Origin of the sequence: Symbiobacterium terraclitae (genome assembly GCF_017874315.1) — a bacterium.
GTDB lineage: Bacteria > Bacillota > Sulfobacillia > Symbiobacteriales > Symbiobacteriaceae > Symbiobacterium > Symbiobacterium terraclitae.
This window is the reverse complement of the sequence record NZ_JAGGLG010000050.1, coordinates 1-14,357: the sequence shown is the minus strand read 5'-3', so window position 1 is coordinate 14,357 and position 14,357 is coordinate 1. Positions and strand designations below refer to the sequence as shown.

General features: G+C 70.3%; 10 protein-coding genes. 8 read left to right on the top strand and 2 right to left on the bottom strand.

What is annotated here, in order from left to right:
• Nucleotides 1–154: 154 nt before the first annotated feature.
• Both J2Z79_RS17715 and pepF read right to left on the bottom strand, forming a co-directional pair.
• The gene (locus J2Z79_RS17715) at nucleotides 155–4,285 is read right to left on the bottom strand and encodes a S8 family serine peptidase (RefSeq protein WP_209468233.1); all 4,131 of its coding nucleotides are present in this window, start codon (nucleotides 4,283–4,285) and stop codon (nucleotides 155–157) included.
• 291 nt (nucleotides 4,286–4,576) lie between these two features.
• On the bottom strand, nucleotides 4,577–6,373 hold the full coding sequence (pepF, locus tag J2Z79_RS17710; protein WP_245302976.1) for an oligoendopeptidase F: 1,797 nt from the start codon (nucleotides 6,371–6,373) through the stop codon (nucleotides 4,577–4,579).
• 339 nt (nucleotides 6,374–6,712) lie between these two features.
• Between pepF and J2Z79_RS17705 the strand changes: the two genes are divergently transcribed.
• From J2Z79_RS17705 to phoU, 8 genes are all read left to right on the top strand, one after another.
• Complete coding sequence (locus tag J2Z79_RS17705; RefSeq protein WP_209468232.1) at nucleotides 6,713–7,882, top strand: MGDG synthase family glycosyltransferase; 1,170 nt, start codon at nucleotides 6,713–6,715, stop codon at nucleotides 7,880–7,882.
• A 105-nt stretch (nucleotides 7,883–7,987) separates the two neighbouring features.
• Nucleotides 7,988–8,842 carry a phosphate ABC transporter substrate-binding protein gene (locus J2Z79_RS17700; RefSeq protein WP_209468231.1) on the top strand — a complete coding sequence of 285 codons (855 nt, stop codon included), beginning with the start codon at nucleotides 7,988–7,990 and terminating at the stop codon, nucleotides 8,840–8,842.
• 160 nt (nucleotides 8,843–9,002) lie between these two features.
• Complete coding sequence (locus tag J2Z79_RS17695) at nucleotides 9,003–9,707, top strand: response regulator transcription factor (protein WP_245302974.1); 705 nt, start codon at nucleotides 9,003–9,005, stop codon at nucleotides 9,705–9,707.
• Nucleotides 9,704–11,047 carry a two-component system histidine kinase PnpS gene (gene pnpS / locus J2Z79_RS17690; RefSeq protein WP_209468229.1) on the top strand — a complete coding sequence of 448 codons (1,344 nt, stop codon included), beginning with the start codon at nucleotides 9,704–9,706 and terminating at the stop codon, nucleotides 11,045–11,047. The genes J2Z79_RS17695 and pnpS overlap by 4 nt, the downstream gene beginning before the upstream one ends.
• A 23-nt stretch (nucleotides 11,048–11,070) precedes the next feature.
• Nucleotides 11,071–11,937: a phosphate ABC transporter permease subunit PstC gene (gene pstC, locus J2Z79_RS17685; RefSeq protein ID WP_209468228.1), complete on the top strand. Its 867-nt coding sequence runs from the start codon at nucleotides 11,071–11,073 to the stop codon at nucleotides 11,935–11,937.
• The gene (pstA, locus tag J2Z79_RS17680) at nucleotides 11,937–12,788 is read left to right on the top strand and encodes a phosphate ABC transporter permease PstA (RefSeq protein WP_209468227.1); all 852 of its coding nucleotides are present in this window, start codon (nucleotides 11,937–11,939) and stop codon (nucleotides 12,786–12,788) included. Before pstC ends, pstA begins: the two co-directional genes overlap by 1 nt.
• Before the next feature lie 30 nt (nucleotides 12,789–12,818).
• Entirely contained in the window at nucleotides 12,819–13,580 is a 762-nt protein-coding gene (gene pstB, locus J2Z79_RS17675) for a phosphate ABC transporter ATP-binding protein PstB (RefSeq protein WP_209468226.1), read from the top strand.
• Nucleotides 13,581–13,600: 20 nt separating this feature from the next.
• A complete protein-coding gene (phoU, locus tag J2Z79_RS17670) occupies nucleotides 13,601–14,260 on the top strand; it encodes a phosphate signaling complex protein PhoU (protein WP_209468225.1) in 660 nt (219 codons plus the stop codon).
• The last annotated feature ends 97 nt before the right edge of the window (nucleotides 14,261–14,357 follow it).

Sequence of the window (14,357 nt, the reverse complement as noted above, 5' to 3'; positions counted from 1 at the left end):
CCCGACCGCCGGCCGTCCAGGCGCAGCGTGCCGGCCACCAGCTCTCGGGACTCCGGCCCCGCCTGGTCCGTCAGCAGCGCCAGCGTCGCACCGCCTGCGCCGAACACGGCGACCGTCGCGCCCGTCGCCAGCCACAGCTGCCACTTCCGCATCATCACTCCGTCACCGCCTCCTCCACGAGCGTGATGGTGATCTGGTTCTGGAGCTTGCGGTTCACGTAGATCTGGATGGTCACCCGGTCGCCCGGGCCCAGGCCGTACCGCGCCGGTTCGAACTGCACCCGGTAGGCGCCGTCCTCGTACGTGAGGCCGCCGCCGTTCGCCACGAAGGCGGTGATGACGCCACCGCTGTCTGCGTCCACGATCCGGACCGTGGCCGAGGGGTTCTCGCCCGGCTCGCCGTTCACCAGCCACCGGAACCCGATGGTGAACCCGCCGGCCGGCTGCTCCTCGCCCAGGTCGGGATCGAAGACCGCCTCAGCCAGCTCGTCCACCACGGTGACGAACGCCGGGTGGATGATGACGTTGTAGTTGTCGAGCCGCCCCTCGGGGTCGTCGAAGTGCACCTTGATCGGGTAGTTGCCCACCGGCGACGCAGCCGTGGCGGCGGTGGCGTACCGGACCCGGACCAGCTCCTCATCGCCGGCCACGAAGCCGGTCACCGTGCCGGTCAGCTCCGGGTTCTCCTGGCCGACCAGGCGGGTGACGGACTGCGGCGTGATGGTCAGGTCGGCCTTCCGGACCGGGATGACCAGGTCGGCATAGGCGGGCGCCGCAGTGTCGTCACCGGTGAACTGGGCGCGGAGCACGCAGTCGCCGGCGGTCAGCACGGTCACGGTGGCGGTGCCGTTCTCGGTGGGCCCGACCTCGCAGACGTCCTGCCTGAGGGAGCCGATGACCGCCTTCTCGTTGCGGGCGGTGACGGTGAAGGGCTCATCGCCGTAGGTCTTGCTCTCCGGCGGGTCCACGAAGCCGGTGTCGGCCGGTGCGGCATTGATACCCACCACCTGGGCCCGGTTGCCCCTGGCGTTCAGGTTGTGCAGCAGCAGGACGCCCTTGGAGCCGTTGGCCTCGTAGGCGGCCCGGTTGAAGGCGACCGGGATGCCGCGACCCGGATCGGCGAAGTACGTGGGCTGGCCCTCGGCGCCGTCGGTGAAGTCGAGCCCGGGATTGGCGTAGTCGTAGGTGTACCAGGGCGTCTCATCGATCAGGCCGAAGCGGTAGTGCGTGGCCCTGACGCGCCACTGGAAGCGAGTCTTGGTGTCGTCCAGGCCCAGCCAGGTCACCCGCGCGGGCAGAATCATCACGTTGTTGTTGAAGACGCCCGACTGCAGCAGGGGGTCGACGCCGTTGGTGTTGAGGAAGCACCCGGCGGTGACGCAGGCGAGCATCACGTCGTAGTAGGTGGTGGAGCCGCCCGACTGCACGGCGTTCCTGCTGTTGCGCAGGTAGTAGGTCTGAGTGCTGCCCTCCGGCCGCACCTGAACCTCGTAGGTCACCTCGTTGGCCGGGGTGGACCAGTCGGCGTGGGCGACGATGCCGAAGTAGAGGTCGCTCTCGCTCAGCTGCCGGCCCTCGGCGGCGATGGCCCGCGCGTCCGTGGTCACGCCGGCGTACTGGAGCACGGCGGTGACGGCGCTGGGCCCGATGCCGGAGGCCTTGTCCAGGCTCTGCACGGTGCCGACGTGCTGCAGCTCAAAGGGCGTGACGAGGGCGTTGTAATCGTAGCGGGAGAAGCCGCCGGTGTTGAGGCCGGTGCCGGTCAGGGTCAGCGTGCTCTCTCCCTCATCACCGGTGAACGTGAGGCTCTGCTCCGCGGTGTTCACATCCGCGGCCGGCCGGGCGGTGACGTAAACGGGCACCCGCAGGGTCGCCCTGGCGCCGGCCACGTCGTTGACCGGCTTGAGCAGGATGACGCCGCTGTGCTCGGGGATCCACTGGCGCGGGTAGGAGTTCTGAGTCTCGGAGATCGTCGGGTCGTGGGTAGCCCGCATCTGGGCGGCATCCGCGGTCAGCCGCACCCGGAAGGTGGCGGAGCCCCTGGCCGGCACCGTGACGTTCCCGTCCGGGAAGCTGTACGCCAGCCCGGGAATCTCTACGAACATGTCGACGCTGGGCCGGTAGGTCACCGTCCGGTCGCCGTGGTTGACCACCCTGACCGTGCGCTCGAAGGTGGCCGTGCCGACCACTTCCACCGCGCCGAAGGAGACGCTGACCGCACCCGGGGCGTCGGCGCTGTAGGCGACGACCTCCTGAGCGACCGCCGCGGCAGCATCCACGCGGCCGGCGCCTACGCGGGACTGGCCGTACCGGTCGCCAGAGGGCCCGAGATCCTGGTAGATGTCGTGGCCGGCGGTGTTCATGGCCGCGGCCTTGATCTCCTCAACCGACCAGTCGCGGTTCTTGTCGCGGAGCAGGGCCAGCACGCCCGCCATGTGCGGCGCGGCCATGGAGGTGCCGTTGAAGGAGACGCCCTCCGAGCCGGAGCCGGACCGGGCCGAGAAGATGGAGTAGCCGGGCGCCGCGATGTCCGGCTTCAGGCCGTTGCCCTTGGTCGGGCCGCGGGAGCTGAAGGAGGCCAGGGTGTCCTCCCGCTCGGGGGCGTAGACTCTGCCGGAGTTGAGCCACTCGTTGCTCAGGGTCGCCACCACGCCGCTGCCCAGCTCGGACTTGATCGCCTCGCCGGCCGTGCTGGTGGTCAGGATGCTGGGGATGGCGGCGTTGCCGGCGATGGCCGTGGTGAGGAACGGCACGTTCTCCGCCATGATGATGCCGACTGCGCCGGCCGCCGTGGCGTTGTTGGCCCGGACCGCCGAGCCGCAGGGGAAGGTCTCGTGGCCGTCCGGCACCCAGTCGACCAGGACGATCTGCCCCGCCAGGGCGCCCTCAGGCCAGGCGCTGCAGCCAGCCGGGTTGTCCGGGTCGTACGTCACCGGCGCCGTGACGGGCTCCTCCATGGCCCCCCAGTTGTAGCTCTGGCCCACCGAGCCGCCGTACAAGCCGGCAATGGACGCAGGCGACTCGATGCGGAAGCCGTCCACCACGTCCAGCGCATCGACCTGAGCCGCCACGGTGACCGCGCGGACGGCGCTGCCCGGGCTGCCGCTGATGTAGTAGACATCGCCGGAGTTGCCGGCGGAGATGGCCAGCAGCACGCCCGCCAGGGCGGCGTTGTTGGCCGCGCGCGAGGAGGGATCATCCGGACCGCCGAACGCCGAGCCCAGGGAGAGGTTGGCCACGTCCATCCGGTCGGAGTAGTCGCCGTCGCCGTTGGGGTCAACGATCCAGTCCAGCGCCGCCACCGTCAGGCCGGTGCTGCCCGTGCAGCCGAAGACCCGCAGGGCGTACAGCTCCGCCAGCGGTGCGACGCCGGGGCCGATGCGCATGGAGTCCAGGGGGATGCTCCGGTCGTACGGGCCCCGGTAGGTTGTCCCATCGGCGTTCACGCCATAGCCGGCGATCGTGCCGGCCACGTGGGTGCCGTGGCCGCCGCCCAGCTCGTAGCGGCAGTCCAGCGGGTTCGGGTCGGGGCGGGGCTGGTTGGAGCCGTTGTAGGCGTCGCCGGCGAAGTCCCAGCCGCCGGCCACCTTGGCGTTGGGGAAGTACTCGTTCAGCGTCGTGGTGTCGAGCTCGTAGGCCTCGGGCGTACCCGGGCCGCCGAAGTTGGTGTGCAGGTAGTCGATGCCGGTGTCGATCACGGCGACCTTGATGCCTTCACCGAGGACGCCGAAGCTCTCCCACACCTTGGGCCCGCCGATGAGCGGGACAGAGTTGGTATGGCTGCGCTCGTGAAGCTCCATTACCGTGACGGACTTCACGCCGGGGATCTGGCGGATCAGCTCGGCTCCGGCCTCGTCGGTGCGCACGGCGATGCCGTTCAGCACGTTCTTGACCTGGTACAGGACCTCGACCTTAGCGGGCGTCTTGAGGGACCGGATGGCCCGGAGGACGTCGCTCTGGGCCCGCTCGATGCCGCTCAGGGCCTCCCGGCCGGCGCGGGCCAGATCCTGCTTCTGCAGGCCCCGCTCCCTGGCCTCCACGTACAGCTCGACCCCGCTCGGCCCCTCGAGCTCCACCATGTACTGGCGCACGCCGCCGGAACCGGCCGTGTCCTCGTTGGATACCATCTCGTAGTTCTTCTCCGTGGACACCCGTTCCGCGAGGGGAACCCGGGGCGCCTCTCCTCCGGGCTGGTCCGGGGAGCTGGCCAGCGCCAGGCCGGAGCTCAGCGAGACCAGCATCGACGCCGCCATCAGACTGGACAGGACCCTTTTCACCACACCCATGCAATACCCCCCAGTTTGCGTGTGATAGGGTTCCGGCGCCAATGTAGCCCGAGCGCCCGGTGTTTTCAATCTAGTTCGAATCTTGGGCGCACAAAATCACCCCCCTGGGTGACCCCTCGGCCGGGGTGCGGCTGGAAGGGGGGCGCGCAGGGCCCCTTCCGCCCTGCGCCGCCGATACCCGGGCCCCAGGATGGGGGCAGCGCGGTGTCGCCCGCGCGGATGACATGGACTGAAATGATGAAGACCACCGCATCTCGCGCGGTGGTCTTGCACTTTTGTCTCCCGCACCCTTCAGAAGCTCTGCTCCAGCTCGTCCACGAGCGACCCCACGTACGCGACGGCCTTGCGCACGGCCTCCGGCGTGGCCAGGTTCACGCCGGCCGCCTCGGCCAGCTGAAGCGGCCCCATGGTTCCGCCCGCCTTCAGCACCCGCAGCCAGCGATCGACGGCGGGCTGCCCCTCCGACCGGATCGCCTGGGCCACCGCGGTGGAGACCGTCAGCCCCGCGGCGTAGGTGTACGGGTAGAGGCCCATGTAGTAGTGCGGCTGGCGCATCCAGGTGAGCTTGGCGTCGTCGTCGATCTCCACCTCGCCGGCCCAGAACTCGTTCAGGATCTCGCCCTTGGTCTCCGAGAGCGTCGCCGCCGTGATCGGCGTGCCCTGCTCCGCCAGGGCGTAGATGCGCCGCTGCAGCTCGCCCTCCAGCAGGTGGCGCACGAAGTTGTGGTGGTACGTGGAGAGGAACTGCATGATGACCCACCGCCGCATGCGCGGGTCGGACGTGCCGGCCATGATGTGCTGCCCCACCAGCAGCTCGTTCATCGTGGACGGCGCCTCGACGAAGAACGTCGACGGGCGGGCGTTGGTCAGCCGCTGGTTGCGCTGGGCCAGGGTGAAGTGGCCGGCGTGCCCCAGCTCGTGGGCGAGCACCAGCACGTTGCGCATCGTGCCGGCCCAGGAGATGAGGATGAACGGGTGCGCCCCGTACGGCGACGAGCAGAAGGCACCGGTGGACTTGCCCACGTTGTCCGCCCAGTCCACCCAGCGGTCGGTCAGCGCGTTGCGGACGATCTCCAGGTACTCCGGCCCCAGCACCGCCAGGCCGTCCAGGATGATCTGCGACGCCTCGGCGAAGGTGACCGGCGGATTGTACCCGGGGTCCAGCGGCGCCTCGATGTCGCAGTAGAGCAGCTTGTCCAGGCCCAGCACCCGCTTGCGCAGGCGGGCGTAGCGGCGCATGTGCGGCGCCACCTCGGCCTGGATCACGTCCAGGATGTTGTTGTAGACGTCGACGGTGACCTCCTGCGGGTGCAGGAGCATGTGGGTGGCCGACTCGTAGCCCCGCAGCCGGGCCAGGACGACGTTTTTCTTCACCTCGGTGGCGAACGTCGCGCCGAAGGTGTTCTGGTACCGCCGCAGCCCGGCGGAGAAGCTGCGGAAAGCGGTCCGGCGCACCGCGGCGTCCGGGTCGCGCTCCAGCCGCTCCTCGTAGGTCGAGAAGGATACCGGCTCCGTCCGGCCGTCCACCGTAATGGGCTCGAAGCTCATGTCGCCGGCCTTGGCCCGGTTGTAGACCAGATAGGGCGCGCCCGTCACCTCGCCGAGGGCCGCCAGGGCCGCCTCGGTCTCGGGGTGCAGGGCGTGGGGCCGCCGGTCGAGGACCAGCTCCAGCCACCGGCCGAAGGGCCCCAGCCCCGGCTCCTCGCCCAGGTAGCGCGCCACCGTGCCCTCGGGCAGGGCCAGGATCTCGGACTCCAGGAACGCCAGCGCCGCGCCCACCTGCGCCAGGAGCGCCTGGGCACGGGCCATTGCCGCCTGGTTCTCCGGGTTGGAGCCGTCCTCGGAGAAGCGGAGGCTGGCGTAGGTGCCCGCCCGCACCATGCGGCCGCGCAGCTCCTCGTGGGCGGTGAGGCAGGCCAGCAGCACGCCGGCGCCCTCGCCCAGCCTGCCCTTGTACTGGGTGACGGTCTGCACCGCCTCGCCGATCGCCTCCAGCTCGCGCTCCCACTCTTCCTGCGTCGCGAACAGGTCAGTCAGCCGCCAGGTCTGTTCAACCGGAACCTCAGCCCTCGTCAGTCTCCTCGCCAACGCGCTGATCCTCCTTCGTCACCTCGATACTGCCTGCAGATGCTCGCCTTCACTGCGCCGGTGCGGCCGAGTGCCATCGCTGCTGCGGCGATGCAGCGTCTGCCTTCACCTGCGCTGCACCGGTGCGGCCGAGTGCCCCGCAAGTGCGTTGTCCCGCTGGAGTCGCCTCACGCGCACATACGCCGCCGCAATGTGGTCTCATATCCACCTTCGCCGCGCGGATGGCAGTGACCTGCGCCCCCGCCGGCAAACCAGCGCGCAGGACTGAAAGACATCGAAAGCGAATGTAATGTGGTTATCCTGTCCGGGTACTTGCTGAAGATTCTGGGGGTGGCCTGCGTGCCGGTTCGCGTCCTGCTCCTCTCCGCCGAGTTCGGCTCCGGCCACCAGGCCGCGGCGAACGCCATCGCCGACGCGTGCCGCAGCCTCTCCGCCGAGTGCGAGGCTGTGGTCGTCCAGTGCCAGAGCCCGCTGCTCGGCCTGTTCAGCCGCGCCTACCTCTGGCAGATCAAGCACGTGCCGGCACTCTACCGCAAGCTTTACCACCTTCCGGTGGGCTGGCCGTTGCGCCTGCTCGTCGTACTGGTGCTGGGCGGGCCCGTCCGCCGCATTATCAAGGCGCATCAGCCCGACGTCATCGTCGGCACGCACCCCTTCCCGGCGGGCGCCGCGGTGCACCTCCTGAACCGGCCGGGTGCGCGCCGCATCCCCGTCGTGATGGCCCTTACCGACTTTGCCCCGCACGGCTTCTGGATCTGGAAGGGCGTCGCCCGCTACTGCTGCGCGTCGCCGGAGGCGGCGGCGGAGCTTGTCCGGCGCGGCGCCGACGCCCGGTGCGTCACGGTGACCGGCGTGCCGGTGCGGGCCTCGCTGGCCGAGATCGACACCGACTCCATCGTGCGGCGGCGCACGGGTGGTGTGCCGCTGGCGGCTCCGGCCGAACAGGCGCGGAATCCGCAACCGGTCCGCGCCGGCTCAGACACCCCCCGAAAGGTTCTGGTGATGGGCGGCGGGCTGGGCCTCGGGCCGATAGCGGACGCCGTGGGCGCCCTGCTCACGCTGCCCCACGGCGCGCTGCAGGTCACCGTGATCTGCGGCCGCAACCGGGCGCTGCAGGAGCAGCTCACCCGCTGCTTCGGCGGCGACCCGCGCCTCACCGTGCTCGGGTACACCGACCGGGTGATCGACCACATGTGCGACGCGGACCTGCTCGTCACGAAGCCCGGGGGCATCACCTGCGCCGAGGCGCTGGCCCTCGGCCTGCCCATGCTGCTCCTGGACCCGCTGCCCGGCCACGAGGAGGAGAACGCCCGCTACCTCGTGGAGACCGGCGCCGCCCGCATCGCCGGGGGGCAGGAGCTTGCCGCGGCCGCCGGCGAGCTGCTCTTCGCGCACCCCGACCGCCTGGCGCCGATGGCGGAGGCCGCCCGCCTGGCCGGGCAGCCGGCCGCGGCCCGCGCCATCGCCGGGCAGGTCATGCACCTGGCGGGTTGGTCGACCGCCGGATAGCGAACCTCCGGGATAACCCGTCCTTCTTAACCAAACCTTAATATCGGTACGCTACAGTGAATGTAGCCACACATTAAGTGGTGGGAAGAGGAGATGGGAAACCCGATGGGTCGAGCGCAGAGGCGCATGCTGCCGACCATCCTGCTCCTGGGCGCGCTGGTGCTCACCGGCTGCGGCGCGAAGCCGCAGGCTGACCCCAATGACCCGCTGGCCGGTACGATCACGGCCAGCGGCTCGACCGCGCTCCTCCCCCTGGCCTCGATCGCGGCGGAGATCTTCGAGGAGCAGCACCCGAACGCGACGGTGAACGTGAGCGGCGGCGGCTCCTACAACGGCCTCGCCCAGGTGGCCGCAGGCGCGGTGGAGATCGGCAACTCCGACGTAGCAGCCACGGGCGACCTGGCCAGAGAGCTGGTCGAGCACAAGGTGGCCATCGCCCCCTTCGTGATCATCGCCCACCCGGAGAACCCGGTCACCGGCCTCACCACCGAACAGCTGGCCCGCATGCTGCGGGGGGAGATCACCAACTGGCGGGAGGTCGGCGGTCCCGACCTGGAGGTGATGGTGGTCAGCCGGCAGCAGTCATCCGGCTCCCGGGCCACCATCGTGGAGAAGGTGCTCGGCGGCGAGGGGGACATCTCGCCGCAGGCGCTGGTGCAGGACTCCAACGGCAAGGTCGTCGCCACGGTCCAGTACACCCCGGGCGCCGTCGGCTACGTGGACGCGGCCTACTTCCGGCCCAACAAGGTGAAGGCGCTGGAGCTCGACGGGGTGGCCTACTCCCCGGAGGCCGTGCTGCGGGGTGAGTGGCCGATCTTCGCCTACGAGTATATGTACACCCGGGGGGAACCCAACGAGTTGACCCGCGCCTTCCTGGACTTCGTGCTCAGCCCGGAGTTCCAGGAGGAGTACGTCGCGGAACACGGCTTCGTGCCGATCCTCCGGGATCCCCACCGCTGATCGTCCCGCGCCCGTGTCGCCCCGCGCCCTGCAGTGCGGCGGTGACCGCCCGTGCCACCCCGCGGTCCTGCAGTGCGGAGGTGACCGTCCGCGCCACCCCGCGGTCCTGCAGTGCGGAGGTGACCGCCCGTGCCAACCCGCGTCCTTCGTGGCGGAGGTGATGCCCGTGCCAGAGCGGATTCTCGTCGTGGATGATGAGCCGTCCATCCTGGAACTGGTCGCCTACAACCTGCGCCGGTCCGGCTACGAGGTGATCACCGCCGACAACGGCGAGGACGGGCTGCGCATCGCCCGGGAGGAGAGCATCGACCTGCTGATCCTGGACGTGATGCTGCCCGGCATCGACGGCTTCGAGGTGCTCCGGGCCCTGCGGCGCACCTCGGACGTGCCGGTGCTGATGCTGACCGCCCGGGGCGAGGAGATCGACCGGGTCGTCGGCTTCGAGATCGGCGCGGACGACTACGTCACCAAGCCCTTCAGCCCGCGGGAGCTCACCGGCCGCGTCAAGGCGATCCTCCGCCGGTTCCGGCGGCCGACCGAGCCGCAGGACCAGGAGGTGCTCCGCTTCGGCCCGCTCACCATCAACCTCGCCAGCTACGAGGTGACCCGCGACGGGCGGAAGGTCGACCTGACGCCCACCGAGTTTCAGATCCTGAAGATCCTCGCCCAGAACCCCGGGCGGGTGTTCAGCCGCGACCAGCTGGTGGACCGGGTGATGGGGCCCGACTTCTACGGCGACGTGCGCACCGTGGACGTCCACATCCGCCACCTCCGGGCGAAGATCGAGGAGAACCCGTCCGAGCCCCGCCTGATCGAGACGGTGCGGGGCGCCGGCTACCGGTTCGTCGGGGGGCGGATCCGGTGAACGCGCCGCAGGGGGCCCCCCTCCTCCGGTTCGCCCTCCCCGCCGCCATCGGGCTGGCGACGGGCCTGCCCTACGTCCTCTCCGGCCGCCTGCGGGCGGCGGTGCTCACGGGCCCCGGGCCGCTGGACGTCCTGGCCTGGCTCGTCATCGCCGGCGCCTTTCTGCTCTCGCCGCTCCTGGGCTACCGGGAGGCCCGCCGGTTCGCACAGGCGCTGGAGCGCGAGCTGGACCTGGCGAAGAAGCGTGCGGAGCGGGACTACCAGGAGCGGCTTTCCGGGCTGCTGCTGGAGAAGGCCCACCTCGACGTCATCCTCAGGCACATGGCCGACGGCATCCTCCTGGTGGACCATGACCGGCGGATCGTGCTGATGAACCCGGCCGCGGAGCGGATGCTGGGCGTACCCCGGCACGAGGCGGTGGGCCGCGACCACCTGGAGGTCACCCACCACTTCGACCTGGACGAGCGGCTCGCCCGGGTGCTGGCCACGGGGGAGCCGGAAACCCTGGAGATCCGCCGGGCCCTGCCGAGCCAGCAGATCCTCGAGGCCCGGGTCGCCCTGGCCGCCAGCGCCCAGGAGCGGGCGGCGCTGGTGATGCTCAGGGACATCACCCGGTCCCGGCAGCTGGAGCAGATGCGCACGGAGTTCGTGGCCAACGTCACCCACGAGCTGCGCACCCCCCTCACCTCGATTCAGGGGTTCGCCGAGACGCTGCTGGAGGGCGCCCTGGAGGACCCGGATACGGCCCGCCACTTCGTGGAGATCATGCACCGGGAGAGCAGCCATCTGGCCGCCCTGATCGACGAGCTCCTCGACCTCTCCCGGGTCGAGTCGGGCAAGTTCCGCATGCGGCGGCGCCCGACCCGCCCGGCCGAGCTGATCGAGGCCACCCGCTCCCGGCTCGCGCCCAAGGCGGAGAAGAAGGGGATTGAACTCACCGCCGGGGTCCCCGACGACCTGCCTCCGGTCGACGGCGACCCGGACCGCCTGATCCAGGTGCTCAGCAACCTGGTGGACAACGCCATCAAGTACACCCCCGCCGGCGGCCGGGTGGAGCTGCGGGCGGCTGCGGCGGAGGGCCGGGTGCGGATCGCCGTCGCGGACACCGGCCCCGGCATCCCCCAGCCGGACCTGGGGCGGATCTTCGAGCGGTTCTACCGCGTGGACAAGGCCCGCACCCGGACCACCGGCGGCACCGGCCTCGGGCTCGCCATCGCCAAGCACATCGTCGAGGCGCACGGCGGCGCCATCGAAGTGGAGAGCGAGGTCGGCCGGGGCAGCACCTTCACCGTGATTCTGCCGGTTGCCGGCGATCCGGCGGCCACGCCCAAGAGACCTTGACCACCGATTGGAGGGAAATCCACGTGAACCGGGTGCGCACCGCGGACCGCACCGCCCGGATCGTCCTGACGGCCAGCGCGGCACTCGTGGCCTTGGTGATCGCCGCGATCCTGCTGTTCGTGGGGTCGGAGGGGCTGCGGCTCTTCCTGGACGTCTCGCCCTTCGAGTTCTTCTTCGGCCTCACGTGGAACCCGCCGCTGGGGCGCTACGGTGCGCTGCCGTTCCTGGTCGGCTCGCTGGCCGCCACGGCCATCGCCCTGCTCATCGGCGCGCCGCTGGGCCTGGCCGGGGCGATCTTCATGGCCAAGATCTCGCCCCCGTGGATGCGCGCCGTCCTCCGCCAGGCCTCCAACCTCTTCGTCGGCATCCCGTCCGTCGTCTACGGCTACATCGGCATGACCCTGCTGGTGCCGTGGGTGCGGGAACACCTGGGCGGCCAGGGATTCGGCGTCCTGGTAGCGGGGGCGATCCTGGCGATCATGGTCATGCCGACGATCCTGGGCGTCTCCGAGGACGCGCTCCGCGCGGTGGACCCGGCCCTGGAGGAGGGCTCGCTGGGCCTGGGCGCCACCCGCTGGCAGACGATCTGGCTCGTCACGCTCCCCGCGGCGCGGCCCCGGATCCTGGCGGCGATTATCCTCGCCTTCGCCCGGGCCTTCGGGGAGACGACGGCCGTGCAGATGGTGATCGGCAACTCGCCGGTCCTGGTGCGGTCGCTCACCCACGGAACGGCCACGCTGACCTCGCAGATCATCATGGAGATGGGCCAGACCCCGCCCGGCTCCCCCTGGAACCGCGCGCTCTTCATGATGGCCTTCGGCCTGCTGATGGTCTCGCTCCTGATGATCCTGCTGGTCCGCTGGGTCAGCAACCGGGGGGTGGTCCGCTGATGGGCCGGGCGCAGCTGGTCGACCGCATCGCCACCGCCGTGCTGTGGGCGGTGGGGATCCTGATCCTCCTCATCCTGGCGGGCTTCCTGCTGCCGATCCTGATCGAGGGGCTGCCCGTCATCGACTGGCAGTTCCTCACCACCCGCTCCAGCGCGGTGCGGGCGGGCGGCGGGGTCGGGGCGCAGCTGTTCAACACCGTCTACATCACGGGCCTCTCGCTGCTCTTCTCGCTCCCGGTCGGGGTGGGTGCAGGCGTCTACCTCGCCGAGTACGCCAGGCCCGGGCGCCTCACCGACGTGATCCGCCTCTCGGTGGAGGCGCTGGCCTCGGTCCCCTCCATCGTGCTGGGCCTCTTCGGCATGATCCTCTTCGTCAACTACATGGGCTGGGGCTTCACGATCCTCGGCGGCGCCCTCAGCCTGGCCCTGCTCAACCTGCCCGTGCTGGTGCGGGTCACCGAGGAGGCGATCCGCGCCGTGCCCCAGTCCTACCGGGAGGGCTCCCTGGGCCTGGGCGCCACCCACTGGCAGACGACGGCGAAGGTGGTCCTGCCCAGCGCCCTGCCGGGCATCCTCACCGGGCTGACGCTGGTGGCGGGGCGGGCCCTGGGCGAGACGGCCGTGCTGATCTACACCGCGGGCGTCACCGTCTCCCGCCGCTTCCCCAACCCCGACGTGATGGTGGCCGGCGAGACGCTGGCGGTGCGCATCTGGTCCGTGACCTCCGAGGGGCTGGTGCCGGACGCCGACCGCATCGCCATGGGCAGCTCGGCCCTGCTGATCCTGCTGGTGCTCATCGTGAACCTCTTGTTCGCCCTGCCGCTTTACCGGTACCGGCGCCGGATGCGCTAGCCGGGAGTCCACTCGAAGGAGGCCGACCCAATGACCGAACAGGTGCGGATGCGCGCCGAGGGCGTTGACCTGTACTACGGCAGCTTCCGGGCCCTGCGCAGCATCACGCTGGACATCCCCGCCAACCGGGTGACGGCGCTCATCGGGCCGTCCGGCTGCGGCAAGTCCTCCTTCCTGCGCTGCCTCAACCGGATGAACGACCTGATCCCCGGCGCCCGGATCACCGGCCGCATCACGCTGGACGGCACGGACATCTACGACCCGCACGTGGACGTGGTGACCCTCAGGCGCCGGGTCGGCATGGTCTTCCAGCGGCCCAACCCCTTCCCCATGTCCATCTACGACAACGTCGCCTACGGCCCGCGCATCCACGGCGAGCGGCGCAAGGCGGTGCTGGACGAACTGGTGGAGCAGTCGCTGCGCGGCGCCGCCCTCTGGGACGAGGTGAAGGACCGGCTGCACCGGTCGGCGCTGGGCCTCTCCGGCGGCCAGCAGCAGCGGCTCTGCATCGCCCGCTCGCTGGCGGTAAAGCCCGAGGTGCTGCTCATGGACGAGCCGGCCTCGGCCCTGGACCCCATCTCGACCGCCAAGATCGAGGAGCTGATCCGCGAGCTGCGCCGGGACTACTCGATCGCCATCGTCACACACAACATGCAGCAGGCCGCCCGCATCTCCGACTACACCGCGTTCTTCCTCTCCGGCGAGCTGATCGAGCACGGCCCGACCGGGACCATCTTCACCAACCCGCGGGACCAGCGGACCGAGGACTACATCACCGGCCGCTTCGGCTGATCGGAAGGAGGCTGCGCCCGATGTCCACCCGCTCTGCGTTCGACCAGCAGATCGCCGCGCTCCAGCGCGACCTGCTCCGGATGGGGGTCTTCGTCAACGAGGCCATCGAGAAGGCCGTCCAGGCCCTGCAGAAGATGGACCGCCGACTGGCGGAGTCCGTGATCGAGGGCGACGAGGTGGCCGACCGGATGCTGATCGACATCCAGCAGCGCTGCCTCCAGCTGATGGCCCTGCAGCAGCCGCTGGCGCGGGACCTGCGCACCATCGGCACCGTGCTCAAGATCGTCACCGACCTGGAGCGCATGGCCGACCACGCCACCGACATCGCCAAGGTTGTCCGCCGGCTCGACGGCGCGGCCCCCCTGCGGTCGCTCTTCGACATCCCCCGCCTCGCCCAGCGGGTGCAGGAGATGAACCGGGAGGCCCTCGAGGCCTGGGTGAACGGCGACACCGAGCGGGCCCGGCGGATGACGGCGCTTGACGACGAGGTCGACCGGCTCTACCGCAAGCTGTTCGACGACCTGCTGCAGGTGATGCAGTCCGACCGCAAGATGGTGCGGACGGCCACCTACCTGCTGCTGGTGGCCCACTACCTGGAGCGCATCGCCGACCACGCCACCAACCTGGGCGAGTGGACGATCTTCCAGGAGACCGGCGAGCTGCAGGACCTGAACGGGTGACCGAAGGGGCCGTCCCAAAAGCAGGTTGCTCTGCTGGGACGGCCCCGTTCCTTTTCGTTCGAATTGGGTTTTTCAGGTAGTCAATCGACCATCTTGC